The organism is Marinococcus sp. LNHM5E3-2.1 (assembly GCF_056034365.1).
Genome location: NZ_JBQLIB010000007.1, coordinates 126,740 through 150,708 on the forward strand (window position 1 = coordinate 126,740; position 23,969 = coordinate 150,708).

A 23,969-nucleotide genomic window follows, 5' to 3' on the forward strand; every position below is an offset into this window, starting at 1 on the left:
CTTATCCCCCCTCCTCTGCTAAGCGATTTTCTTCAAGATTCACCAGTTCCACTTCTTCATCATATGTGTTGTAATAATTAAGAATATCGTCTACATACCAGTCCGCCTGGTTATATTGGTATATTGCCGGCCGTACCTCACCACCCGCTGCTCCGTTAGACGCAAGAAAGTTCGCCGCCGAGTACACGGCATCTTCAAGAGCATATGGATCGGCCCTGCCATCGCCGTCAGCGTCAACACCGTAGCCGCCGTATTCATTAATCGTTTCCGGATCGGTTAATTCCTGTTCCGGTATATCAGCACTGCCATTTCCCCCACAGCCTGGATAATTCCATCCTACAAATGTGCATGGCATAAACTGCATATGTCCTATCGCTCCAACCGGGCTTTCCAGGGTTTCCATCGTTGAAAAGACAGTTTCTACCCGGTGAACGGCCGCTAATAGGGTCCACGGAATATCATAATCTTCTCCCGCCTGTTTGTAAACAGAAATATATTCTTTTGGAACTTCATTTTCCGCAAAGTCTTCCTGGGAATTGTATGTCGGTGTGCTCCCGTCCTGCACTGATGAGGCAATAAAAACAATAGCTGCTGTGAGTAGAGCTGTCACTGCTGTAATTAAGTAAACGTATCGATAACGCTTGGTCTGCGGGCGCACAGCGTCCCCTCCTGTTAACATAACTCGTGGCTAAAGACGAATACCGCCATATTTATTGTAGCACGTTTCAGCCAGAATCTATAACGTGAAGGCAAATAAAAAACTTTCCCCGTCGCGAGGAAAGTTTTTGTTATTACTGCTGGCCGTTATTTTCTTCCGGTACACCGTAGAGTTCTTCAAGCGGCTCTGTAATAATTTTATTCAAGTCAGAAATGACTGTGCTGAGCTGCTGCTCCTGCTGCATCAGCTTCGAAATAACTTCGTGCTGCTGCACCATTTCAAACTGTTTTTGAGCCTGAGTAATTTCTTCTTCCGAAGGCTGCTCTCCCTGCATTTGTTTTTGCTGCAGTTCAAGCTGTACATTACGGAAGTTATCGAGCATACGCTTTGCGACTTCGTCCTGCTCTACTTCGTTATGAAGCTCTTTAAGTTGCTGGAATTCTTCGCTCTCACGAAGCGCACCTGATAATTCGTAAGCCTTGTCATGAATATTGGACATATATAAGTCCTCCTTTAAGATTGTCTGTATGAGCATAACATGAACCGCCAGCAGAATTCATCCATTCCGGAAGAATCAATGGTATTTTTTTATTCACATTATCCACAGCACAACTATTCCCTGTACACAGCCTACGAAACCGCCAATCAGTGCACCCAGATATGTGATCAGCTTAAACTCCCTTCCGGAAATCGTAAGCAGCATAGCTTCCATCCGGTCTGTCGAAAACGTATCCACCTGCTCTTTAACTACATCATGAAGATGAAGCTGTTCAAACAAATTCGGGAGCCTCTTCGCAATGGATCCCTGTCCTTTTTTTACTGCTTTTGGAACCCATTCCTCCAGCAATTTTTTCTCATATGCTGGAGCCCATTCCTTTAAAGGCTGCTCGAGCCTCTCCATCACGGGTACATGTTTATCAACTGCTTCCACAATGTAATCCACCGCGGCCCGGGAATCCACATAGGCAAAAGCCGCCGCGGCCGGCTTTTCAAACAGCGCTTTTCGTTCCTGCTGAAGCAGTCCGGAAATCATTTTTTCTGTTCCAGGGTCTTCAAAAAAACGGAGCACCTCTGGTTGAATACGGTCAACGAGCCGGTCGTTACCGATCATTGTACCGAAGAAGTTCATCATCGAGCCTTTTCCTTCTAAAAAACGCTCGAGCAAAAGCGCCAGCTGCTGCTTACCTGCGCTTGACCGAAAATAATCACCGGCCTTCACCATTATTAGCTGTGTAAGCTCCTTGGTCATCACTTCCGATTGATGGACCGCCCCGGAGGGCAGCAGTTCTTTAATCGGAGTATCAGCATGGCGGTACTTAGCCTCTTCCCATTTTATATCGAGCGTTTCTCTTAACGTTTCGCGGAGAAAACCGCGAGCATCGCTCAGACCTGTCCATTTCTCCACATAATCGGATAAGCTTTTCTCAGAATAAAGATACTCTTTCATCTCCAAGGTTACCCAGTCATTTAGCTGACGGGAAAACATGTCGCTGCGGATTTTTGTCTGCAGGCCTTCCGGGGTCAACAGATGGTCTGTAACGACCCGTCCGAGCTGCCCGGCGAGCTCATTACGTCTTTTTGGGATCAGCCCCGGGGTGAACGGCACCCGTACAGAGCCTATGTACACTGGCTTATACGGCCTGAACAGCATCCGGATCGCAAGTGAATTCGTTACTCCCCCGATAGCTGCCCCAATAGCGATCATAATGATAATTGTAATAACTGCGTTCATGATGATTGCTCCTTTGGCAGTTGTCTATTAGTTAAACGTTATTTCTCTTCGGTAAAAATAAATTCCTCGCGTTCTATGATGAATTTCCCGCGTTTAAATGCGCTTCTCCACATTCGTTTATTCACATTATCCGGAGGTGTTGAAACTATTTGTATGCTTTTCAGAGGAAACTTTTGCGCTTCGAGCCACCTTTCCGAAAGATCCTGCCTCCAGCCTATAGTACCGCTCCATCCTTCAGCAGGAGCTATGACCGCCTCTGCACTTCCTCCGTTCCAGCGCAAAAGCGCCGTTTCCACCGAGTCCATGCCCTCAAGCCATTTTTCAAGCGGCAGCAAAGAAACATTCTGCTGCTCCACCTTATTAATGTCTGAATACTCCCCTGCATACGTATACCCTTCTCCGTCATCTATTAAAAATCGGTCACCGGCCCATACGTCCTTCCACCAGGACCACGGAGAGCTGTCGTACTGCACCTGTCCATCAACCATTACCTCCAGGCTGTTCGGCCATGGTTTTTTTACCACTACTCTGCCGGGGGCGTGACGCACTGCATATCCTTCGCTGTCCCAGGTATCCATCACCATCCCTGGAAGACGGCTGTTGTATTTTTCAGGATGCACCCTGCGGTCCGGCAGATCTGCAGTAATCATTCCGGAGGCGTGAGCACCCCCGAAGGCTTTCAAAAGTGGAATTCTCCCCCGGGTTAATACATCCATTACCCATTGCAGGTCGCTCCGCATCCAATCTGCCTCCCAAGTCAGTACGTACCGCAGCGAATGGAGATGGTATTCCTTCCATTTACTTTGTGTCTGGGAGGAAGCCATCTGGGCTGACAGTGAATTCACGCCGATATGTGTAATTCCGTATGCTTCAATCGTACTGCCGGCATCAGCGCTCTCGTCGTCCCAGGAAAACAGGCAGTATTGTCCGTCATTTGCAAGCGTTCCAACCATAGCAAACAGCCGCTCAAATCCCCACTCCCGGGTGAGCCACCAGACTCGGTCGCCGGGACGCACGTCCCATACTAAACCAATTTCGGTTCCTGATTTCATAAATAAACTAGTATGACTGAGGACGTACCCCTGTACAGGTTCTCCCGGACTCTCACCAAAAAGGACAAGTGCAGCATCAGCACCGTCTGTTTTTTCAGGCTTCTCCTTATTCTTTCCGGCCGTCATAGTTTCCCACTGCTTATGTCTTGAGGAAGGCTCCCCGCCCAATTGAATAATTTGCGAAGCTTCCACACTGAACCTTTTCTCAGCTTCAACTGCAGAACTTCCCGCACCAGCAATGAGCCATTCCGGCTGGAAATGCACATGAACCTCGTTATCTATGGCCGTTGTCCAGCGGGGGTTATACGGACAAACTACAGCACCGATATAAAGCAGTGCCATGCAAACCACCGCCGACTGTTTATCGGCCCGGGCCACCACAGCTGCCCGTCCGCCCTTTTGCACACCGGCTTTCCTCAGTTTCCCAGCAGCTTCCTGCACTTCTTTGGCCAGCCTCTCATAAGTCCACTCTCCGCTTTCATCAATGAAAGCAGTCTGCTCCATTACTTCTTTTGATTTATTTATCAGCTGCTCTGCAGCATTCATTTTACCTTTGTAAAACCAGCCTGCCTTCCGTCTTCCATGCGAAAGCTCCACCACATCTTTATACCGTTTGAACCAACGGGTTTCAAGTCGTTTGGAAGCCTGCTGCCAAAACCAGGAAACATCAATTGCGGCATGTGTTTTCAGCTCTTCCGTATCACTCAGTCCGAGTGCTTTAGTCCAGCGATAAAGCGCATTAGTTCTCCATTGAACAATAGGCGGTTCCCACGTAGTCCACTGCATCTCTCATAGCCTCCCGACGTTTTTCCTTTTATAGAATGGGAATAGGGGTGTATATCTATTTTTACATAGCTTTTAGATATGTGAAACAAAAAGGAGTGCTTCAAATGAAAATAGCTTTATTTGGCGGCACCGGCCGCACCGGTTCCCAATTTGCATCTATGGCTGACGCTGCCGGACACGAATTAAAAATACTTGTCCGCTCACCGGAAAAGGCAGGCAGCCTCCCTGCTTCTGCAGAGCAGATATACGGCGATGCTCTTGATCAGGCGAAAATCAGAAAAACACTGCAGGGCGCGGATGCGGTCGTCAGTGCCCTCGGCACGGACAAACAGAACGTGTTAAGCAGCTTCACACCGCTATTGTTAAAAGAAATGAACGACCTAAGCATCACCCGTTTAATCACCGTAGGAACTGCCGGAATTCTTCAGTCGCGCACAGAGCCGCACCTTTACCGGTTCGAGTCGTCAGAATCCAAACGCCGGAGCACTATGGCCGCCGAGGACCATAAAGCTGCCTATGAATACATTAAGGAGACGTCCTATTGCTGGACTGTTGTCTGCCCGACTTTTCTGCCGGAGGGAGAAAATACTGCTTCCTGGCGCTATGAAAATGACTATCTGCCGGAAAACGGCACCCGGATCTCGACAGGAAACACTGCTGATTTTTTAATACACGTATTGGAAAATCACTCTCAATTCTGTAAAAAAAGGATAGGTGTTTGTGAGTAAGGCTGTGTAATTGACGGTACAAACATGCTATACTAATTACCATTATCTAAGTAAAAACCCCGAAAGAAGGAGGGCGGCGATATGAGTATATTCGGTATCATTCTCGGTATTGTTATTGTTACTGCTATTATAAGCTGGATTATCGGCTACAATGCCTTAATAAAATATTTAAACTGGGTGGAAGAGTCCTGGACCCAGGTGGAATTTCAACTGCACCGGCGGATGAACTTAATTCCTGACTTTGTGGAATCTGCCCAAAAAGCATGGCGCCACAAGCAGGATGAACTGGAAACGCTGGTACAATACAGAAGCGAAGCGTTATCCCCGGAATCGAGCAGACAGGAACAGCTGCACATTAACTCCCGCATTGAAGATACTCTTCACGAGGTGTTTGACGCTTCCATGCCTGATGATAAGCAGCTGCAGTCCGAGCTGAAGTCGATGCGTGAGCAGTTTGACGATGCGCAGAATAAAATCATTCATTCTTCAAACGTTTATAATAATACGATAGATAAATACAATACCAAGATATCATCATTTCCGGTCAGGTTTGTAGCAGAGCTGCATCATTTTAAAACCCGCAGTCCTCTTCCTGGACAGAGTTCTGCTCCCGGGAGCAGTGCTGAAACAAGGGCGGAAACATCTGTATAATCCAAATATGCATATAATTATATTTTTTGATTTGAGTTTGTTTCTTTTCCGCTTATTCCCGAAAACAGGCGGAGACAAGCTCTCATCGGCATTAGGCTATTATTCATTCTATGCTACCCTGAACAGGCAGGTTCTCCTTAGATGTATGCATCTTTACCTGTACGATACCTTTTGTACCCTGCCCGGATCTTCCGGCAGGGCTTTTTTATACCTTCAGCCTGTTTAAAAAAAGCAGTACACGGCAAAAGAATGATGAATCCTCACGTGTTATAATGATGAAAGACATTTGAGACCACTGTCTACGTCTAACCAGTACTGTATTAGAAAGGAAGCTTCAGACATGAAAACGTTCGAACAAAAACTTCACAATTACGCAAAACTTGCCGTGGATAAAGGGGTTAATATCCAGCCGGGGCAGACTTTAGTTATCGCAGCTCCGATTGATGCTGCTCCTTTTGTCAGAAGACTGGCCGAGGCAGCATACGATGCCGGTGCAAAACATGTTTACCCTGAATGGGCAGACGATGAATTGACGAAAATTAAATACGAAAAAGCGCCCGAAGAAGCCTTTCATGAATTCCCTTCCTGGCGTGCTGAAAGCAGGGAACAGCTGGCCCGTGAAGGTGCAGCTTTTATCACGGTCAAATCCACCGATCCGGATCTCCTGAAGCGGGTTGACCCCGATAAAATTGCCAATGCGAACAACGCAGCCGGCGCTGCTATGGAAGGGTTCCGGGATTATATTCAGGCTGACCGCGTCAGCTGGCTTGTGATTTCCACCCCTTCTGCAGGATGGGCAAAAAAAGTTTTCCCGGACGAACCCGAAGACCGGGCCATCGATCTGCTTTGGGAACGGATCTTCAGCGCTGTGCGGGCAGACACAGAAGACCCGGTACAGGCGTGGGACGACCACAACCGTACCCTGCGGGCCAAGGTGGAATGGCTTAACGCCAAAAAATATAAATCACTTCATTATACCGCTCCAGGCACCGACCTTGAAATCGGCCTGCCGGAAGGACACGTTTGGGCCGGCGGCGGGAGCACCAATACCTCGGGCGTTTCGTTCATTCCAAACATGCCGACAGAAGAAGTATTTACTGCTCCGCATAAGGATTTCGTTAACGGGCACGTAACCAATACTAAACCATTGAACTACGGCGGCAGCGTTATTGACCGATTTACGCTGCATTTCAAGGACGGTGCTGTCACGGACATGGAAGCCGGCGAAGGTGAAGAAACTCTCCGTCACCTGATCAATTCAGATGAAGGTGCTGCCCGTCTTGGGGAGGTAGCCCTCGTTCCGCACAGCTCCCCTATCTCACAGTCTGGCATTTTATTTTTCAACACGTTATTTGATGAAAATGCCTCCAACCATATTGCGCTCGGCAGTGCATATGCTTTTAATGTGGAAAATGGCCCGGAAATGAACAAAGAGGAGAAGGCACAGGCTGGTTTAAACACAAGTATCATCCATGTTGATTTTATGATTGGAAATGAAAATATGAATATAGACGGCATTCTTCCCGACGGTACAAAAGAGCCCGTATTCCGGAACGGCGAATGGGCAGAATAGCTTTTTTATCACTTTTTGAAAGGAGATTATTATGAGTCTACCTAAAACGCTGACGATAGCCGGCTCCGATACAAGTGGAGGCGCCGGCATCCAGGCAGATTTAAAAACATTTCAGGAGCTCGGCACCTACGGAATGGTTTCCCTTACTACCATTGTGGCCCAGGACCCTGATAACGACTGGTTTCACCGCGTCTATCCTATCGATACGGCCACGCTCGAAGCACAGCTGGACACAGTGTTAAAAGGGATTGGGGTTCAAGCCGCAAAAACAGGGATGCTCGGCTCAAAGGAAGTCATCGAGCTCGTAGCGAAAAAATTAGATGAGCACCATATAGAACAGCTGGTTGTGGACCCGGTGATGGTATGTAAAGGCGCCGATGAGCCAGTCAATCCGGAAATGGATGCTTATTTGCGTGACACGCTTGTGCCAAAGGCATTTATTGTGACTCCTAATTTATTTGAAGCCTCCCAGCTTGCCCAGGTGTCCCTGCCGCAATCACTTGAAGATATGAAAGCAGCTGCCGAAAAAATTTATCAGCTCGGCCCGTCCTTTGTTATTATTAAAGGCGGTGGAGAAACCGGAGCAGAGAAGTCAATTGACGTGCTTTATGACGGTAACAGCTTTGAATATATCGAATCCGAAAAAATTAATACGGAGTATACTCACGGTGCCGGCTGTACGTTCTCTGCTGCTATTACTGCGGAGCTTGCAAATGGAAAGAGTGTACGGGAAGCAATTCATACAGCAAAACAGTTCATTCAGGCTTCTATTCAGGATTCCTTCCAGCTGAACGAACATGTTGGTTCTGTAAACCACACTGCCTACCGCCACCGCGCTCCCCAGTCTTAAATATGTTTTCGGCTCCCAGGCCGAAAATAAGCAGGTGACCAAATTGGAACTATTTCAATGCACGAAAAGTGTTTATAAGCACGTCGAAATGGATGTCGTCGAAATTTATCCACCCCAGCTGCTTTTTCGTCACGGCTATATATACCCGGGCTTTTTTGATGACAGCGGGGTCTGGATGGCTACCGACGAAGAAGACGTGATGCATGTAATCAGTGAGCATCCTTCGCCAGAACAGGACCACTGGTTTCAGCAGCATTTTAAAAAAGTATGAACCGCAGAAAGGAGCATGCAAATGAAACGCTATCATGTAGAAGTACACGGAAACGTCCAGGGCGTTGGCTTCCGGCAGTTCACCCAGTCAGAAGCAGTTAAACATAACATTCACGGCTGGGTCCGTAACAAATCAAACGGAGCTGTTGAAATTGAAGCCGAAGGAACGCCCCAGGACATGGACCGCTTTCTTGTCGCAGTACAGGAAGGCAGCCCTTTTTCCACGGTAGAGCGCCTCGAAACGTCCGACCTTGATTCTGTCGACCATAATGAATCCTTTGACGTCCGCTTCTAATTAAATAAAAAATGCTCCGGCTGAAATGATCAGCTGGAGCATTTTTTATTAGAACGCCCAGGACATACGTTTTTCGAGCTGTGAAGCTGCCTGAAGAACCGGCAGATAATGCAGGCGAAAATCCTCCTGAACCACCCGTTCAAGAGCCGGAAAATCATGTATATATTTTGTCACAGTGGCGCCATTTGCTTTTCGGGCAATAAGTTTATTGTTTTTCAAAGACAGCAGCAGATATTTTTCCGGGACCCAAAGCTGCAGACGCAGCTGGTTCATATACGGCGCGCCCGGGCCGTAAGACCTGCCGACCTTCTCCCGCATATCTGTCTCCCCTGCTTCTGTGTCAGGATCAAACGCCCACGACTCATCCGCCTGCTTCCCGTCTTTCATACGTATATAACGGTACAGCCGTGCCTCTTTCTGATAATGAAATATCAACTGCTCGCCGTCAAATTTTTTTGAGCGCTCTATCCCCCTGCGAAGAGGGATCGGCTCAAATAACGGAGCGGTCGTACCTACGTCTACAAAATAAGGGGGAGACCCCGGCTGGTTTGTTTCCACCCGGACCGACACGTGGTCTTCATTCAAATAAATGAGCCGGGTGGAGAACCCCAGTGCCTCCAGCAGCTGTTGAAAGTGAATATTCAACGTATAGCATGTGCCCCCCATCTGGTAGACCTGGCGCCGGTACAAAAATGAATCAACTGACATCGGTGCCCTATTTTCTGCATTCTCCCCTGCTTCAATTAATTTACCTACGTTTTCAAATGGAAACTGCTGCAGATGGGAGCGAATCAATTTTGTCAAAAACCGAACATCCGGCTGTTCTATTTTCAGCTTCAAAATGTGCAAATAGTCTTCTACCCATGACTGCATGCAAAGCGACCTCCTTTTGATCCGTCAGAAGGCAAAAACAGGCGGCGCCTTCTTTTTGCTCTACAGGTTTTCTTAATCTTCGAGACGTTCATGCACCATTGCCATAACATCCATTTTCAGCTGAAGTAGCTTTTCCTCTGTCTGCTTGAACGTCTCTCCCTTAACACCGAAATAAAATTTCACTTTCGGCTCTGTGCCTGAAGGCCGGAGACAGAACCAGGATTCATCATCTGTAAAAAACTTCAGCACATTCGAAGACGGAAGCTGAATAGGTTCTGTTTTCCCATTTTCAAGCAAGTACGTGCGTTCTCCTGTTTTGTAATCCTCCACCTTCTGAATAGAAGCGTCACTCACCCGCTCAGGCGGCTCCTTGCGGAACGTTTCGATCAGATGATCAATTTGCACAGCGCCTTCTTTTCCTTTTTTCGTTAAGGAATCCAGCCCTTCCATGAAATATCCAAAACGACTGTAAATATCCATCAGCCCTTCATACACAGTGCGCCCCTGCTTCTTATGCCACAGGGCCATCTCCGCAATTAAAAGCGCCGCCTGCACCGCATCTTTATCGCGTACAAAGTCTCCGATCAAATATCCGTAGGATTCCTCATAACCAAACTGAAAGGCGTATTCTCCTGTTTCATTATAGGTTTTGATTTTTTCACCAATGAATTTAAACCCGGTGAGCGTATCCTCGCATGCCTGACCGTAATGCTCTGCTATAGCTCTTCCCAGTTCAGAAGTGACAATCGTTTTCATCACTATGCCGTTTGCCGGAAGGGCTCCTGCCTCTGTCTTTTGCATAAGAAGATAATCAAGAAGAAGCGCCCCGGTCTGGTTTCCAGTGAGCACCGCAAACTCTCCGCTGCTGTCTTTTGCCGCCAGACCAATCCGGTCTGCGTCAGGATCGGTGCCAATCAGTATATCCGCGTTGCTGTTTTCACCTACTTGGATAGCTTTTGCAAAAGCCTCTTTTTCTTCAGGATTCGGGCTCTGCACGGTGGAAAATTCCGGATCAGGCGTTAACTGCTCCTCCACTGTCGATACGTTGTGAAAACCAGCTGCAGAGAGTGCCCGCAGCACCGGATCCTTCGCTGTTCCGTGCAGCGGGGTGAACACTACATTCAAATCGCTGCCGTTTTCTTTGATCATCTCCGGCTGCAGCAGAATGGACTGAAGCGCCTTGTCATAAGCTGCATCAGTTTCTTCGCCCAGCATCACGAGCAGGCCTTCCTCCTGCATGTCTCCGCTGTCCTTGACCCGGATTTCCAGCTCATTTTCGACCGATTCCACGTAGGTGATCAACTCGTCTGCAGGCCCCGGCGGGAACTGTCCCCCATCTTCACCGTAAACTTTAAACCCGTTATATTCCGGCGGATTATGACTTGCTGTAATTACTACACCGGCAAATGCATAGGTTCTGCGCACCGCAAACGAGAGCTCCGGAGTCGGGCGCAGATCTTCAAACAAGTATACCTGGATACCGTGTGCCCCGAGCGTCTGTGCTGTTTCAAGCGCAAACTTTTCCGAATAGTGTCGCGGGTCAAACGCAACAGCCACCCCTCTGGACTTTGCTTCAGCTCCGGCGTTTTCAATATAACGCGCAAGCCCTTCTGCTGCCCGGCGGATCGTGTATGTATTCATTCTATTCGTTCCAGGCCCGAGTTCTCCACGCATCCCCCCGGTTCCAAACGCCAGGTATTGATAAAAGTAATCCTCCGCATTTGTTTCATCCAGTTCGTGAAGCTTTTCTTTCCACGCTTCTTCTATAAACGCATGGTTTTTCCATCGATTCCAGTGGTCCGTCCAACTCATATGTACAATCACTCCTGAAGCGTTTATTGTATTTCTCAGTAAATATGCCTGTTACCAGTATATAAGAAAGCACGTATTTCTACCATGGTTTTCCGGTATTCGTTCTTTTCTCCTTTCCAAAACAAAACGCCCGCTCCGGTTAAAGAGCAGGCGTTTTTATGCTATTTCTTTAATTTGCTTGTTTTTCCCTGGCTTTTTGATCCTCAACGTCTTCATAAGGCTTCGTCGCATAGGCAATTTCGGACTCAAGCTCTTCAGTGTAGGCTTTTGTTTCTTCCTCGGACCAGTTCAACGATTTCTTCATAAATGCCGTTACCGGTTCTTTCCAGCGCTTCAGCTCCGGCATATCAAAGAAAAGGAAGGCCGTTCTTCTGTTCAGGAAGTCAAGCGGTGTAACTGCCATTTCATACTCAAGCGCGTACAACAGCCGTGCAGCGAGCTTTAACGGCATACCGCTGTTTTTCGCTTCTTCAAGGTTCTCTTCGAGCAGCTCAAGCATTTTCAGGCCGTTCGCCCCGTAGAAGCGGAACAGATCTTCTGTTTCATCTCTGGTCATTCCAAGCGCTTCGCCGCGGTACGCTTCTTTAACGGCGAAGGTTTCATAGCCGGAAGATCCGCCCACTTCACCGCCGGAAAGCCGGATGTCCTGGGTTGGGCACGGTGCGTGAATATTCATCTTATCAACTACTACGTCGACAATCCGCTCTGCCATTTTGCGGTAGCCGGTCAGTTTACCGCCTGCGATGGAAATCAGTCCGGAATCCGAAATGAAAATTTCATCTTTACGGGAGATTTCAGAGGCTGATTTTCCTTCCTCCTGAATGAGCGGACGAATGCCGGACCAGCTCGATTCCACATCTTCTGCCTTCAGCTTCAGGGTTGGGAATTCATAATTTGTGACTTCTAAAATATAGTCGCGGTCTTCCCTGGACACGCGCGGCTCTTCCAGGTTTGCACCGTAATCCGTATCTGTCGTGCCTACGTACGCTTTATTTCCGCGTGGAATCGCAAAGATCATCCGTCCGTCCGGAGCGTCAAAATACGTAGCCTGGCGGAGCGGGAAGCGGCTGAGATCAAACACAAGATGGATCCCTTTTGTATGATGCAGGAGTTTGCCTTTGTTGGAGCCGTCTACTTTTCTGAGCGTATCCACCCATGGGCCGGCAGCGTTCACAACATGGTCCGCATAAATGCGGTGGGTTTCGTTATTAATCAAGTCTTTCACTTCGACACCGACGAGCTTGCCATTGTCATATAAAAGATCAGTTGCTTTGGCATAGTTAACGGCGTCTGCGCCGAGCTCCACAGCTTTTTTCATTGCTTCCAGGGTCAGTCTTGCATCGTCCGTACGGTATTCAACATAGACGCCCCCGCCGAGAAGATTTTCTTCGCGGAGTAGTGGTTCTTTTTCCAGAGTTCTTTTTTTGTTGAGCATGTAGCGGCGCTCGTGCTTGTTTACCTGAGCCAGACGGTCGTACACCTGCAGGCCGAACGAGGTAGATGTTTTCCCAAGGTTTCCACCTTTTACGATTGGGAGAAGCATCCACTCCGGCTCGGTTACGTGAGGCGCATTTTCATACACGATGGCCCGCTCTCTTCCTACCTCGGCTACAAGTTTAATTTCAAACTGTTCAAGGTAACGCAGTCCCCCGTGTACAAGCTTAGTGGAACGGCTGGAAGTACCTGCTGCAAAGTCCTGCATTTCAATGCAGGCCGTGTTAAGACCACGGGCTGTGGCGTCCAGTGTAATGCCCGCTCCGGTAATGCCGCCTCCGATAACGAGCACGTCGAGGTGGGTCTCTGTCATATTTTTCAAACGTGATTTACGTGATAGTGCTGAAAAATGCTGATCTGCCATTCATTTCATCCCCTTTTACAATATCAGAGAGTAAAAAAGACCGCAGATCTCCTCTTCTAGGGTGAAGGGTATCTGCGGTCTCTCTGCATCTCCGACCATTTATTAACTTAACCTAATTGTAATCGCTCTTTCATTCAAATGCAACCGATATGTTTACTTAAACGCACGTGCTGCATCAACCGCTTTTTTCCACCCTGCATAGTGTTCTTCCCGCTTTTCGTCTTCCATATGCACATCAAACGATTTTTCGAGCTCCCATTTATCCATAAGCTCTTCTTTGTTTTTCCAAAAGCCTGTAGCAAGGCCTGCAAGATAAGCCGCCCCCAGTGCCGTCGTTTCCAATACGTACGGGCGCTCCACCCGTACTTCAGCCATATCGCACTGAAACTGCATGAGGAAGTTGTTCGGTACAACGCCGCCGTCAACACGCAATGTTTTTACTTCCATGCCCGCGTCCTCCCTCATAACATCAAGCACGTCTTTCGTCTGATACGCGAGCGCTTCAAGGGTCGCCCGGATAAAATGTTCTTTTTCGGTGCCGCGGGTGAGGCCAAATACAGCTCCCCGAACCTCACTGTCCCAATAAGGTGCCCCAAGGCCGGTAAAGGCCGGCACAACGTACACACCCTCACTGTCGTTCACACGCAGGGCATAGGTTTCAGAAGCAGAGGAAGAGTCAATCAGACGCATCCCGTCCTTCAGCCACTGTACAGCTGAACCTGCTACAAATATACTTCCCTCGAGGGCATATTTCACTTTTCCGTCGAGTCCCCATGCGATGGTGGTAAGCAGTCCATTGTCAGAATGAATCGGAGTCTCTCCTGTCTGCATCAGCATAAAGCAGCCGGTTCCGTAAGTATTTTTTACCATGCCCTCATCAAAGCATGTCTGTCCGAACAACGCTGCATGCTGATCTCCCGCAGCCGAAGCGATTGGTATTTCTTCACCGAAGAAGTGGTAATCCACGGTATGGCCGTATATTTCCGACGACGACTTCACTTCCGGAAGCATCGTTTCCGGAATATCAAGCATTTTCAGAAGCTCCTCATCCCAAGTTAAATCATAGATGTTAAACATCATCGTGCGTGAAGCATTGGAATAATCCGTTACGTGAGCTTTTCCTCCGGTTAACCTCCAAATCAGCCACGTATCGATCGTACCAAACAACAGCTCTCCCTGTTCTGCTTTTTCCTTTGTTCCCTCAATATTATCGAGAATCCATTTTACTTTCGTTCCCGAAAAGTAAGGATCAAGCAGCAGGCCCGTTTTGCTTCTTACCATTTTTTCATATCCCTGCTGCTTTAATTCCTCACAGATCGAAGCGGTCTGCCGGGACTGCCATACTAGGGCATGGTACACCGGTTTTCCCGTGTGCTTATCCCACACTACTGTAGTTTCACGTTGATTAGTAATACCGAGGCCGCTGATCTGCTTTGGAGAAACTTCATTGTTTTCAAGCACTCCGGCAATGCAGCCGAGCACCCCGGACCAGATTTCATTGGCATTGTGCTCCACCCAGCCGGCACGGGGGAAATACTGCTCCAATTCACGCTGTTCGCTGCCTACAATCTGGCCTTCCTGATCAAACAATATAGCTCTTGAACTGGTTGTTCCCTGGTCGATTGCGAGAATGTATTTCTTTTCAGTCATCGTTGTTTCCTCCACTTTTCTATTCTCTATATTGGCCATAATGATTTTTCCGTCGTCGATATGGCCGATGCTCCTGCGTTCCAGGCGGCAGAAACTTCTTCCTGCGAACGAATCAGACCACCTGCAATAACAGGTACATTTTTATTTTCGGCTACTTCCTTAATCATGGACGGTACAATACCCGGCAGAAGCTCTACCATATCCGGTTTAATGTCTTCAAGCAGCTTAAAACTTGTTTCAAGTGCCAGGGAATCCAGTAAAAACAAACGCTGCACCGTAATAAGATTGTTTTTTTTAGCGGTTGTAAGAATCTGCCTGCGGGTACTGATTAATCCGTCCGGGCGGATATTCTGGCATAAAAACTGAGCCGCGGAATCATCATGAGCAAGTCCCTGGACCAGATCTGCATGCAGCAGTACTTTTTTATCTGCCCGTTTGCTTAACTGCATCAGGCTTTTAAGCTTCGCCAGATGCACATTCAAAATGACCACGTACTGCCCGGAGGTTTTGAGTGCTTTTTCAAACTCCCTTTCATTACGGGCTGCTGGCAGAATTTTTTGGCCGGTAAGCATATCTTCCCTCCTTTATTTGTCTTTCGTGTTCAGGCTTTTTGAATTACGACTTCTTTTTGCTGTGCTATACTTTACACAAATACAAAAAATACTATACAGGTGATGGACGGTGTTCGCAATGACCCAGCAAAACGAGACAAAAAATAAAGAACTGGCAACCTTTGCCGGCGGGTGTTTTTGGTGTATGGTGCAGCCGTTTGACGAGCTTCCCGGCATTATATCCATTACCTCCGGCTATACCGGCGGCAGCGTTGCGCATCCTTCGTACGATGAGGTGAAAGCTGGAACAACAGGGCATAGAGAAGCAGTTCAGATTGAGTTTGACCCTGCGTTGTTTTCCTATCAGCAGCTGCTCGATCTATACTGGCCTCAAATTGATCCGACAGACCCCCATGGTCAGTTTCACGACCGCGGGCCTCAATACCAGACGGCCATTTTCTATCATACCGAAGAACAGCGCCGGCTCGCGGAAGCATCGAGGCAGCAGGTAGAAGAAAGCGGCCGGTTCCGTGCCCCCGTAGTTACGGAGATCCGGCCGGCGGAACCTTTTTATCCGGCTGAGGAATCCCACCAGAACTTTTATAAGAAGGAAAGGGAAGCATATAAAAAAGACCGCGCCCTCTCCGGCCGGGACGAATTTATTGAAGCACACTGGGACAGTTCTCCCGGAAATTAATAAAAATTATAAGCCATCAAAAAAAGCTTCAGCAGGTGCTGCCTGCTGAAGCTCTTTTTATGGACTGAAGGTGAAATCATCGAGCGGCCAGTACCTGATACTCGCCTCTCCCACAATCTGGTCCTCATCTACAAAACCGACAGCGCTGGCTCTGCTGTCTTCACTACGAGGGCGGTTGTCGCCCATTACAAAATAGCTGTCTTCCGGCACGGTTGTTTCACCGGTCACTCCTTCAAGCGTAAAATCCTGAGTGAACTCTCCGCTCGTTTGGTTTTGAAATTCTTCTAAGTACGGCTCCTCCTGAGCTTCTCCGTTAATATATAACGTATCGTCCCTGTACTCCACCGTATCTCCTGGAAGGCCGATCACTCTTTTAATATAATCACTGTTTTCATTCGCATGAAAAACGATGATATCTGAGCGTTCGGGCTCCGAAAAGGCATATCCGATCTTGTTAATAATCATCCGCTGCCCGTCTTCCACTGTCGGAAGCATGGAAGGTCCACTGACAACATAGTTGGCAAACAAGAAGCCGCGCACAATGACGACGATTAAAACGACGACGACGATTACTTTAATCCAATCCCATATTTCTTTTGACCAATTCGTCATTACCGACTTCCTCCGTTTCTATCTGCCTTTTTACTTTAGCACGGTTTCTGCAGGCGGGCAAACCGAAAATCCGCGCAGACTAGAGGCATTATATCATATTTATACATATACTTTCTTTTCCTTTTTAAACCTTAAAGCTCTCTTTGTCGATATAATAAATATCCTTAAGCGAAGGAATTACACACATGAGAAAAATTTTAGGGCTTCTATGGATACTGTTGTTTATCATCGGCGGGACCATCGTTTCCTGGTTGTTTGCAAAGGAGATGAGCAGTACCCAGGCTCTCTCTTCTTTCCTCGAAGAGCAGATTGACGTCTCCGGCGTGCCCATTGCCCAGAACAGCTACGTGACCGACCGGCAGGGCAGTCAAATTGCTGAATTTCAGCCCGGGGAAAACCGGAGGTACGTGTCCCTTTCCCAATTTCCTGAACGTGCAAGAGCTGCTTTTATTGCGACGGAAGACCAAAAGTATTACGAGCATCAGGGCATTGACCCTTTAGGCGTTGTCCGGGCTCTTATAAGCAATACCAGCAGCGGAAGTATTGAAGAAGGCGCAAGTACGATTACCCAGCAGGCGACAAGAAATATTTATTTTAACCATCAGCAGACGTATGAACGAAAGGTTGCCGAAGTGCTGTTTGCCTATCAGCTTGAACAAACCTATACAAAAAATGAAATTCTGGAAATGTATATGAATACTATTTATTTTGGCGAAGGAATTTACGGATTTGAAACGGCGAGTCTTTCTTATTTTGGTAAACCAAGCAGTGACCTCTCGCTAGCACAAACAGCTTTTCTCGCTGCCATTCCAGCCAACCCGTCCTACTACCACCCCATTGATCATCCGGACCATACGCGGGAGCGGCAGCAGTGGATCCTGGATAAAATGGAAGAGACGGGTGCTGTAACTGATGAGGAAAATTCACGGGCCGTTCAGGAAACTGTCTCTGTGGACTTACAAAAAAGCAAAGCCAACCCTTATCCTGATTACACTGATTATGTAAAACATGAATTCAGACAGCTCGTTGCACAAAATGAAGGATGGACTGAACAGATCAGTCAGGCATCGGAAAGCGAAAAAGAAGCTCTTTACGAAGAGCTGAACACACGAACAGAACAGCTCCTTCAATCCGGCATTACTATCCATACCGCCATGGACTCTGAGCTCCAGACCATGCTCACAGAAAAATCCCGCTCCTACTGGCAGCAGCGGGGCATTGAAGGAGCCGCTGTCATTGCTGATCACGAGGCCGGCGCTATTACGGCCATAAGCAGCGGGGCAGATTATCGGGAACATGAATTTAACAGGGCCTTTCAGGCATACCGGCAGCCAGGCTCGGTGTGGAAGCCGCTGCTCGTCTACGGGCCATACCTTGAAGAAAAAGAGCGCTCTATTAACGACCTGGTTTCCACAAAGAAATACTGCGTAGCCTCCTATTGTCCCGCAAATGAAGGCGGAACGGCAAAGGATAGGGTAACGATTGAACATGCCCTTGCCTTTTCCTACAATACCTCCGCTCTTCGTCTCATGCATCAAACCGGGCTGGAATCTTCCTTTCACTATCTTGAAAAATTTGAGTGGCAAAAATTAACCACGGAAGACAGGCAATACGCTGCCGCCCTCGGCGGTATTGAACACGGGGTCTCCCCGGTAGAATTGACGAGTGCTTATACCGTATTTTCCAACGGTGGCACGTATGAGCCGCCGCGCGCTATCACTTCTGTTACTGATGCAAATGGAGAAATCTTATTTGAGTGGGAAAAGAAGGAAATAATTGTATGGTCTCCGGAAACAAATGACCAGATGCGTGAAGCCCTTCGCACCACTGCCGTTTCAGGCACGGCTTCAACCTTGAAAGATTTTGAAGACGTCAGCGGGAAAACCGGTACATCAAACAATACTAAAGACAGCTGGTTTGCCGGCTATGACAGCAGATATACCATGGGAGTCTGGCACGGATACGACGACCCCCGTCCTTTAGATCCTGAAGACAGCGCCCTCTCTTTCTGGAAAGCGATGTACCCCTTACTATATAAAAAAAGCGGACAGCCTTAGCCGTCCGCTTTTTTTATACTGGCAAACTATGTAGAAAACTATTGTACAGCCGCAAACCGGCGTACCCTGTACCAAAAATAAAAAGCCCCCAGAAGGATAGATGAAGAAGCAAAAAACCAGCCACTCCGGCAAAACGAAGGGAAGGAGCCAGTCGGATGATCAAATAGACAAAGGAAACAAGCGTCGCTCCTATGAAAAGCCCTCCAAGTACATAGAGATGAGAAGTAAGGAACAGCGACACGCCCCCTGCCATTAAATAAATCCAGGCGCAGCTCTGAAGATAGGAGCGGCTATCCCCTTTTTCTTCACTCAAAAAAAATAACAGTGACAGCCCCATCATCGTGTCTGAAATTAATTTTAATGCAGCAATAATCATAAAAAACGCAAGCATCAGCACAAAAAGCATGGTCAATTTAATGCCACTGTCTGAGAAAAATTCGAGCATTCCCTGATAAATGCCGGCTGATTCTAAAAAGGCGGCGATATACTGCTGCGACCAAATGCCAAAGGATAAACAAAAAAATAAAATGGCAAGAATCGGAAAGTGACTGGTTAAATATGCATTTTTCACCACGGGCCTCCGGTTTTAACTGGCATGGACTACGCGAAACTGGCGGATCTGGTTACCGGTAGCTGCACTCTCTCTTTTCTCCTGCCCTCCTGCACGGTGAGAGGACTTAAATGAGTCACTTTCGAGCCAGTTTTCAAAATCTTCCCTGGTTTCCCATTTGGTGAAAACAAGCTGTTTTCCATCTTCGGTCGCTTCATCTAGAAACAAAAATTCCAGACATCCCGGTACCTGATTCATTTTTTCAGCGCTGGCACCGAAGCGTTCCTGGATTTGTTCTTTTGCTTCTTCTGGTACCTCGAGTTCATTTATAACAACGTACATCTTGATCCCTCTTTCATTATTGTAATTGTGGAAATGCCTGCTGGCGGAGTGCTTCATAAACTAAAATAGCGGCCGTATTGGACAAATTCAAGGAACGGACTTTATCATTCTGGGGTATCCGGATGCAATTTTCCTGAAACTTTTCTGTTACATATTCCGGCAGACCGGTTGTTTCACGTCCAAACACAAAAAAATAGTCTTTCACAGGATCTGAATAGTCATGAACGGCATACGACGATGACCCTACTGTTTCTACAAAGAAGAACTCCGCTTCCGGATACGTATCCATCCATTCTTCGAGTGAATCATAATAGTGAATCTGCACATTTGGCCAGTAATCACAGCCTGCCCGCTTCAGCATCCGGTCTTCCGTGGAAAAACCGAGCGGCCGTATCAGGTGCAGGTGGGTGTCTGTTCCTGCGCATGTTCTTGCAATATTTCCGGTGTTCGCCGGTATTTCTGGTTGAAATAATACTACATGTAAAGCCAAGTCGCTCTCTCCTTCTTTTCCTACCGCGAAACTGTCTGCGCTTTTTCTAATTCGAGCAGTGTTTCTTTTAAGTGTACTCCGCTGCCGAAGCCTACCATTTTTCCATCTTTCCCAATGACCCGGTGGCATGGCACGATTATGGAAACTGGATTTTTGTTGTTAGCCATTCCCACTGCCCGAAAAGCTTTCGGGGAATCGGCCTTTTCAGCAATTTCTGCATATGATTTTGTCGCTCCATAAGGAATACTCTGAAGTGCCTGCCACACTTTCTTTTGAAAAGACGTTCCTCTCATATCGAGCGATACGGTAAACGTTGTGCGTTCACCCGCTGCATATTCTTCGAGCTCCCGAAACACGTCTGCGTGCACGGGGTGCAGCTCTTTCCGCAGTCCGCAGGAAGCACCAATATGCTTCTTCAGCCAAAGCTTTATCCGGTCTTCATTTTCTTCCAAGGAACCGAAATTCAGCATACAGATACGACCTTCATATAATACTATGGTCACTTCACCGATATCACCAATTGCTTGTGATGCAGCCCAAGCCTCCATGAAGACCCTCCTTATTACGTTTTCTTCTATTATACTCGTTCCGGGGAGGTTTTATCCAATGCTTTTGCAATCTCTTCAAGCACTTCTGCCTCTTCTTCTCTGCTGTTAGCACTGTGCAGGGCCACCATCCCTTCCTGCGTAGGCATTTCTCCCAAAGCCCAGGCACAGGCACCGCGAATGACCGGCCGCGGATCGTTATGGAGAAGCTGTATAATCGTTGGTATCGAGGATTTTTCTTTCATATGGCCGAGGGCGATCAGCGCATTACGCTGAATTGGTTTTTTTCCTCTCCAGGAGCCCGCAATATACCCAAATTTTTCTTTGAACTCTCTGTTGGAAATGGTTAGTAAAGGCTCAAGCAGCGGCTTGACCACTTCCGGGTCGGGTTCAAACTCTGGATGATTATGAAAATCCACACCTTTATTTTCCGGGCACACCTGCTGACAGGTGTCACAGCCGTATAATCTATTGCCTAGTTTATGGCGGTAGCGCTCCGGCAGGGATTCCTTCGTCTGCGTCAGATAAGCGATACATTTTTTCGCGTCAAGCTGCCCACCCTGGATCAAAGCATCCGTTGGACATAAATCCACACATCGGTTGCACGTGCCGCATTGATCCATCAGGGGTGTATCCTCCGGCAGGTACAGCGTCGTAATCATTTCGCCTAAATATACATACGAACCAAACTCCGGAGTGATAATGGCGCAGTTTTTGCCACTCCATCCAATCCCGGCGCGCTCTGCAACCGCCCGGTCCGATAGTTCACCGGTATCAACCATGGATTTGCATTCGGCCCCAGGCACGGTTTCTTGTATAAAGGCCTCCAGCTGGTTTAATTTATCCCGCAGAACGTCATGGTAATCCTTACCCCAGGAGGCCCTGCAAAATTGGCCCCTGCGTGCTCCAGGACGATTTTTTGGAGCCTCTGGAAGCTTCGTCGGATATGCGAGGGCAATAGAGATAATCGTTGTTGCTTCAGTCAGAAGCAGCTCGGGGTGCGTTCTTTTTTCAATGTCGTCTTCTTCAAAGCCCGACTGGTAGTTCAGCCGCTGCTGTTCTTTCAGCCTCGCTTTTAAAGTCACAAAGGGAGAAGCAGAAGCAAAGCCTACTTTATCGATACCGATAGACTCTGCAAACACCTGAATCTCCTCTTTTAATTCCTCTGCCGTTCGCATGGACGGCCCTCCTTTATAAATCGTTTCGCCGGAGTCTGTAAAAGTGATATGATACACTATGAGCTAGACACAAAGGGGGATGTATATGATCAAAGACATTTCTATTTCTTCTTCTGTTTTTAAAATTATTCCTTCTTTTCAATGCGGCGTCAACATCTACCGTGACATCGTTATTGATGACTCCCCGGGGATGCTTCGGGGGCGGGTGGACTTCTTTCATAAACAAATCCAGATGGACCTGCTTGACCAGTCTATCTATGACTATACAGGTGTTCGGCAGTGGCAACAAATATTAGAACAGGCAGGACTTATCGACCGGTCTCTCCCACCTCTTCACGAGCAGCTGTACAAAAACCTACAGGAAAATAATACCACTCCCTCCGAGCATTCCGGGGAAGACCTCATTCATTTTTTTAACCTGCAGTATGAAACCCCGATTATATTAATCGATGCAGATACTGTCTTCGATTATTTGAAAATCGGTTTCGGCGTTGAACAGGATGAGCTTAAGATTAGTGAAAACCATGTCCATCCGATGTACGGACAGATTATAGCCAAGGACCGCAAGAAAACACTGGGCTCATTAAGCGGGCCAAGTCTTTACAGCCGGACCAGTCGTTCAACTACGACAGCAATACAATTAACCTTTATGCGGCCCCAGCTTTCCAAAGAGTCTGCTGCTGAACTCACCCAGGCGGTCGGGGACATGTTTACTCAAATACATGGCGGCACCTCAGAAAGCCGACTGCTGCGGGCAGCTTCTCCTGTTTGGGAGTTCTCTTCATGATTATAAAAAAAGTCTTTCCTTTTTTTGAAAAGGAAAGACTTTTTCTTTATGGTCAGCTTCGGTATTTAAAATTAAACATAAAAATAACGTTTCCCTTTAGAAACGTCTTCCTGACTCGTTAAATGGTAGCGAAGGTGGGACTCGAACCCACACGTCCAGAGGACACTTGATTTTGAGTCAAGCGCGTCTACCGGTTCCGCCACTTCGCCGTTTAACTGAAAAATGGTACCGAGGGCCGGACTCGAACCGGCACGGTTGATGACCAACCGCAGGATTTTAAGTCCTGTGTGTCTACCAATTCCACCACCCCGGCAGGCGTTTGCTTCTCTTTAATAATGGAGGCGGTACCCGGATTCGAACCGGGGGATAAGGGTTTTGCAGACCCGTGCCTTACCACTTGGCTATACCGCCATTCCAGAGAATGGCTCAATGCTTATGTTAATAATGGAGCGGAAGACGGGATTCGAACCCGCGACCCCCACCTTGGCAAGGTGGTGTTCTACCACTGAACTACTTCCGCAATTGGCTGGGCTAGCTGGATTCGAACCAGCGCATCACGGGACCAAAACCCGATGCCTTACCGCTTGGCTATAGCCCATTATCCAATATGGGGCGATTGGTGGGAATTGAACCCACGCGTGCCGGAACCACAATCCGGTGCGTTAACCACTTCGCCACAACCGCCATATGAACATAACACATTAAAAATGGCAGGGGTAGTAGGAATCGAACCCACATTGGCGGTTTTGGAGACCGCTGTTTTGCCATTAAACTATACCCCTGTATAAGTGGTGGAGGGGGACGGATTCGAACCGCCGAACCCGAAGGAGCGGATTTACAGTCCGCCGCGTTTGGCCAACTTCGCTACCCCTCCACGTGGTGCCGGCCAGAGGACTTGAACCCCCAACCTACTGATTACAAGTCAGTTGCTCTACCAATTGAGCTAGACCGGCGTTTTTTAAATGGTGGCTCGAGACGGAATCGAACCGCCGACACGAGGATTTTCAGTCCACTGCTCTACCGACTGAGCTATCGAGCCATATTGAATGATTGATTTCGAGTGAAATGTTTACGACTCGAATGAAATTATACCTTATTCATTTTGTTTGTCAATATGAATAAAAGTAAAGTGGCGGGCCTGACGGGATTTGAACCCGCGATCTCCTGCGTGACAGGCAGGCATGTTAACCGCTACACCACAGGCCCTATTGGTTGCGGGGGACGGATTTGAACCGACGACCTCCGGGTTATGAGCCCGACGAGCTACCAGACTGCTCTACCCCGCGATATATAATAAATGGTGGAGGATGACAGGATCGAACTGCCGACCCCCTGCTTGTAAGGCAGGTGCTCTCCCAGCTGAGCTAATCCT

The 23,969-nt window shown here is 47.9% G+C and carries 24 protein-coding genes and 12 tRNA genes; 9 read left to right on the plus strand and 27 right to left on the minus strand.

Features of this window, described 5'->3' with window-relative positions; genetic code table 11:
• Position 1: 1 nt before the first annotated feature.
• The 4 genes from ACTRXH_RS10020 to ACTRXH_RS10035 all read right to left on the minus strand — a co-directional run bounded on the left by ACTRXH_RS10020 (position 2) and on the right by ACTRXH_RS10035 (position 4,228).
• Positions 2 to 658 (minus strand): lytic transglycosylase domain-containing protein, encoded by a 657-nt coding sequence (locus ACTRXH_RS10020; RefSeq protein ID WP_474261696.1) that lies wholly within the window; start codon positions 656 to 658, stop codon positions 2 to 4.
• Positions 659 to 791: 133 nt separating this feature from the next.
• Positions 792 to 1,157 (minus strand): YlbF/YmcA family competence regulator, encoded by a 366-nt coding sequence (locus ACTRXH_RS10025; protein WP_462867612.1) that lies wholly within the window; start codon positions 1,155 to 1,157, stop codon positions 792 to 794.
• A 93-nt stretch (positions 1,158 to 1,250) separates the two neighbouring features.
• Entirely contained in the window at positions 1,251 to 2,390 is a 1,140-nt protein-coding gene (locus ACTRXH_RS10030) for a DUF445 domain-containing protein (protein WP_474261695.1), read from the minus strand.
• A 38-nt stretch (positions 2,391 to 2,428) separates the two neighbouring features.
• Positions 2,429 to 4,228, minus strand: a complete 1,800-nt coding sequence (locus ACTRXH_RS10035; protein ID WP_474261694.1) for an AMP-binding protein — start codon at positions 4,226 to 4,228, stop codon at positions 2,429 to 2,431.
• 104 nt (positions 4,229 to 4,332) lie between these two features.
• Here ACTRXH_RS10035 and ACTRXH_RS10040 point away from each other — a divergent pair, with 104 nt between their 5' ends.
• The 6 genes from ACTRXH_RS10040 (at position 4,333) to ACTRXH_RS10065 (ending at position 8,595) form a co-directional block, all read left to right on the plus strand.
• Positions 4,333 to 4,956: an NAD(P)-dependent oxidoreductase gene (locus ACTRXH_RS10040; RefSeq protein ID WP_474261693.1), complete on the plus strand. Its 624-nt coding sequence runs from the start codon at positions 4,333 to 4,335 to the stop codon at positions 4,954 to 4,956.
• 81 nt (positions 4,957 to 5,037) lie between these two features.
• Positions 5,038 to 5,607, plus strand: coding sequence for a LemA family protein (locus ACTRXH_RS10045; protein WP_474261692.1), 570 nt, complete (start codon positions 5,038 to 5,040; stop codon positions 5,605 to 5,607).
• Between the two features lie 340 nt (positions 5,608 to 5,947).
• Positions 5,948 to 7,180 (plus strand): aminopeptidase, encoded by a 1,233-nt coding sequence (locus tag ACTRXH_RS10050; protein ID WP_474281957.1) that lies wholly within the window; start codon positions 5,948 to 5,950, stop codon positions 7,178 to 7,180.
• 31 nt (positions 7,181 to 7,211) lie between these two features.
• On the plus strand, positions 7,212 to 8,030 hold the full coding sequence (gene pdxK, locus ACTRXH_RS10055; RefSeq protein WP_474261690.1) for a pyridoxine/pyridoxal/pyridoxamine kinase: 819 nt from the start codon (positions 7,212 to 7,214) through the stop codon (positions 8,028 to 8,030).
• Positions 8,031 to 8,073: 43 nt separating this feature from the next.
• Positions 8,074 to 8,301 (plus strand): hypothetical protein, encoded by a 228-nt coding sequence (locus tag ACTRXH_RS10060; protein ID WP_474261689.1) that lies wholly within the window; start codon positions 8,074 to 8,076, stop codon positions 8,299 to 8,301.
• Between the two features lie 21 nt (positions 8,302 to 8,322).
• Positions 8,323 to 8,595: an acylphosphatase gene (locus ACTRXH_RS10065; RefSeq protein ID WP_022793755.1), complete on the plus strand. Its 273-nt coding sequence runs from the start codon at positions 8,323 to 8,325 to the stop codon at positions 8,593 to 8,595.
• A 48-nt stretch (positions 8,596 to 8,643) separates the two neighbouring features.
• Here the strand turns inward: ACTRXH_RS10065 and ACTRXH_RS10070 are convergent, their stop codons facing one another.
• The 5 genes from ACTRXH_RS10070 to ACTRXH_RS10090 all read right to left on the minus strand — a co-directional run bounded on the left by ACTRXH_RS10070 (position 8,644) and on the right by ACTRXH_RS10090 (position 15,360).
• Positions 8,644 to 9,468, minus strand: coding sequence for an arylamine N-acetyltransferase (locus tag ACTRXH_RS10070; protein WP_474261688.1), 825 nt, complete (start codon positions 9,466 to 9,468; stop codon positions 8,644 to 8,646).
• Between the two features lie 72 nt (positions 9,469 to 9,540).
• Positions 9,541 to 11,280, minus strand: a complete 1,740-nt coding sequence (locus tag ACTRXH_RS10075) for a phospho-sugar mutase (RefSeq protein WP_474261687.1) — start codon at positions 11,278 to 11,280, stop codon at positions 9,541 to 9,543.
• A gap of 169 nt (positions 11,281 to 11,449) precedes the next feature.
• Positions 11,450 to 13,138 (minus strand): glycerol-3-phosphate dehydrogenase/oxidase, encoded by a 1,689-nt coding sequence (locus tag ACTRXH_RS10080; protein ID WP_474261685.1) that lies wholly within the window; start codon positions 13,136 to 13,138, stop codon positions 11,450 to 11,452.
• A gap of 153 nt (positions 13,139 to 13,291) precedes the next feature.
• Positions 13,292 to 14,788, minus strand: coding sequence for a glycerol kinase GlpK (glpK, locus tag ACTRXH_RS10085; protein WP_474261684.1), 1,497 nt, complete (start codon positions 14,786 to 14,788; stop codon positions 13,292 to 13,294).
• A 26-nt stretch (positions 14,789 to 14,814) separates the two neighbouring features.
• Complete coding sequence (locus tag ACTRXH_RS10090; RefSeq protein WP_474261683.1) at positions 14,815 to 15,360, minus strand: glycerol-3-phosphate responsive antiterminator; 546 nt, start codon at positions 15,358 to 15,360, stop codon at positions 14,815 to 14,817.
• A 118-nt stretch (positions 15,361 to 15,478) separates the two neighbouring features.
• Between ACTRXH_RS10090 and msrA the strand changes: the two genes are divergently transcribed.
• Positions 15,479 to 16,036 carry a peptide-methionine (S)-S-oxide reductase MsrA gene (gene msrA / locus ACTRXH_RS10095; protein WP_474261682.1) on the plus strand — a complete coding sequence of 186 codons (558 nt, stop codon included), beginning with the start codon at positions 15,479 to 15,481 and terminating at the stop codon, positions 16,034 to 16,036.
• Between the two features lie 57 nt (positions 16,037 to 16,093).
• On the opposite strand, the gene lepB is transcribed toward msrA, so the two are convergent.
• Positions 16,094 to 16,648: a signal peptidase I gene (gene lepB, locus ACTRXH_RS10100; RefSeq protein WP_474261680.1), complete on the minus strand. Its 555-nt coding sequence runs from the start codon at positions 16,646 to 16,648 to the stop codon at positions 16,094 to 16,096.
• 185 nt (positions 16,649 to 16,833) lie between these two features.
• On the opposite strand from lepB, the gene ACTRXH_RS10105 reads away from it, so the two are divergent.
• Positions 16,834 to 18,705, plus strand: coding sequence for a transglycosylase domain-containing protein (locus ACTRXH_RS10105; RefSeq protein WP_474281959.1), 1,872 nt, complete (start codon positions 16,834 to 16,836; stop codon positions 18,703 to 18,705).
• Positions 18,706 to 18,718: 13 nt separating this feature from the next.
• Here the strand turns inward: ACTRXH_RS10105 and ACTRXH_RS10110 are convergent, their stop codons facing one another.
• From ACTRXH_RS10110 to queG, 5 genes are read right to left on the minus strand one after another with little or no spacing between them, the layout of a single operon-like run.
• On the minus strand, positions 18,719 to 19,276 hold the full coding sequence (locus tag ACTRXH_RS10110) for a DUF5366 family protein (protein WP_474261678.1): 558 nt from the start codon (positions 19,274 to 19,276) through the stop codon (positions 18,719 to 18,721).
• 15 nt (positions 19,277 to 19,291) lie between these two features.
• A complete protein-coding gene (locus ACTRXH_RS10115; RefSeq protein WP_474261677.1) occupies positions 19,292 to 19,597 on the minus strand; it encodes an antibiotic biosynthesis monooxygenase family protein in 306 nt (101 codons plus the stop codon).
• A gap of 16 nt (positions 19,598 to 19,613) precedes the next feature.
• A complete protein-coding gene (trmL, locus tag ACTRXH_RS10120) occupies positions 19,614 to 20,087 on the minus strand; it encodes a tRNA (uridine(34)/cytosine(34)/5-carboxymethylaminomethyluridine(34)-2'-O)-methyltransferase TrmL (RefSeq protein ID WP_474261675.1) in 474 nt (157 codons plus the stop codon).
• 20 nt (positions 20,088 to 20,107) lie between these two features.
• Complete coding sequence (locus tag ACTRXH_RS10125; RefSeq protein WP_474281961.1) at positions 20,108 to 20,635, minus strand: methylated-DNA--[protein]-cysteine S-methyltransferase; 528 nt, start codon at positions 20,633 to 20,635, stop codon at positions 20,108 to 20,110.
• A gap of 29 nt (positions 20,636 to 20,664) precedes the next feature.
• Positions 20,665 to 21,810: a tRNA epoxyqueuosine(34) reductase QueG gene (queG, locus tag ACTRXH_RS10130; protein WP_474261673.1), complete on the minus strand. Its 1,146-nt coding sequence runs from the start codon at positions 21,808 to 21,810 to the stop codon at positions 20,665 to 20,667.
• Positions 21,811 to 21,895: 85 nt separating this feature from the next.
• On the opposite strand from queG, the gene ACTRXH_RS10135 reads away from it, so the two are divergent.
• Entirely contained in the window at positions 21,896 to 22,597 is a 702-nt protein-coding gene (locus ACTRXH_RS10135; RefSeq protein ID WP_474261672.1) for a hypothetical protein, read from the plus strand.
• A 123-nt stretch (positions 22,598 to 22,720) separates the two neighbouring features.
• Here ACTRXH_RS10135 and ACTRXH_RS10140 read toward each other — a convergent pair.
• From ACTRXH_RS10140 to ACTRXH_RS10195, 12 genes are all read right to left on the minus strand, one after another.
• Positions 22,721 to 22,806, minus strand: a tRNA-Leu gene (locus tag ACTRXH_RS10140).
• Between the two features lie 14 nt (positions 22,807 to 22,820).
• Positions 22,821 to 22,910, minus strand: a tRNA-Leu gene (locus ACTRXH_RS10145).
• Positions 22,911 to 22,933: 23 nt separating this feature from the next.
• A tRNA-Cys gene (locus tag ACTRXH_RS10150) sits at positions 22,934 to 23,008 on the minus strand.
• 34 nt (positions 23,009 to 23,042) lie between these two features.
• A tRNA-Gly gene (locus ACTRXH_RS10155) sits at positions 23,043 to 23,117 on the minus strand.
• 3 nt (positions 23,118 to 23,120) lie between these two features.
• Positions 23,121 to 23,195, minus strand: a tRNA-Gln gene (locus ACTRXH_RS10160).
• 10 nt (positions 23,196 to 23,205) lie between these two features.
• A tRNA-His gene (locus ACTRXH_RS10165) sits at positions 23,206 to 23,281 on the minus strand.
• 24 nt (positions 23,282 to 23,305) lie between these two features.
• A tRNA-Trp gene (locus ACTRXH_RS10170) sits at positions 23,306 to 23,379 on the minus strand.
• 7 nt (positions 23,380 to 23,386) lie between these two features.
• A tRNA-Tyr gene (locus ACTRXH_RS10175) sits at positions 23,387 to 23,471 on the minus strand.
• Between the two features lie 3 nt (positions 23,472 to 23,474).
• Positions 23,475 to 23,550: transfer RNA gene (locus ACTRXH_RS10180), tRNA-Thr, on the minus strand.
• Between the two features lie 10 nt (positions 23,551 to 23,560).
• Positions 23,561 to 23,636, minus strand: a tRNA-Phe gene (locus ACTRXH_RS10185).
• A gap of 91 nt (positions 23,637 to 23,727) precedes the next feature.
• A tRNA-Asp gene (locus ACTRXH_RS10190) sits at positions 23,728 to 23,803 on the minus strand.
• A gap of 3 nt (positions 23,804 to 23,806) precedes the next feature.
• Positions 23,807 to 23,883: transfer RNA gene (locus ACTRXH_RS10195), tRNA-Met, on the minus strand.
• Positions 23,884 to 23,969: the final 86 nt, after the last annotated feature.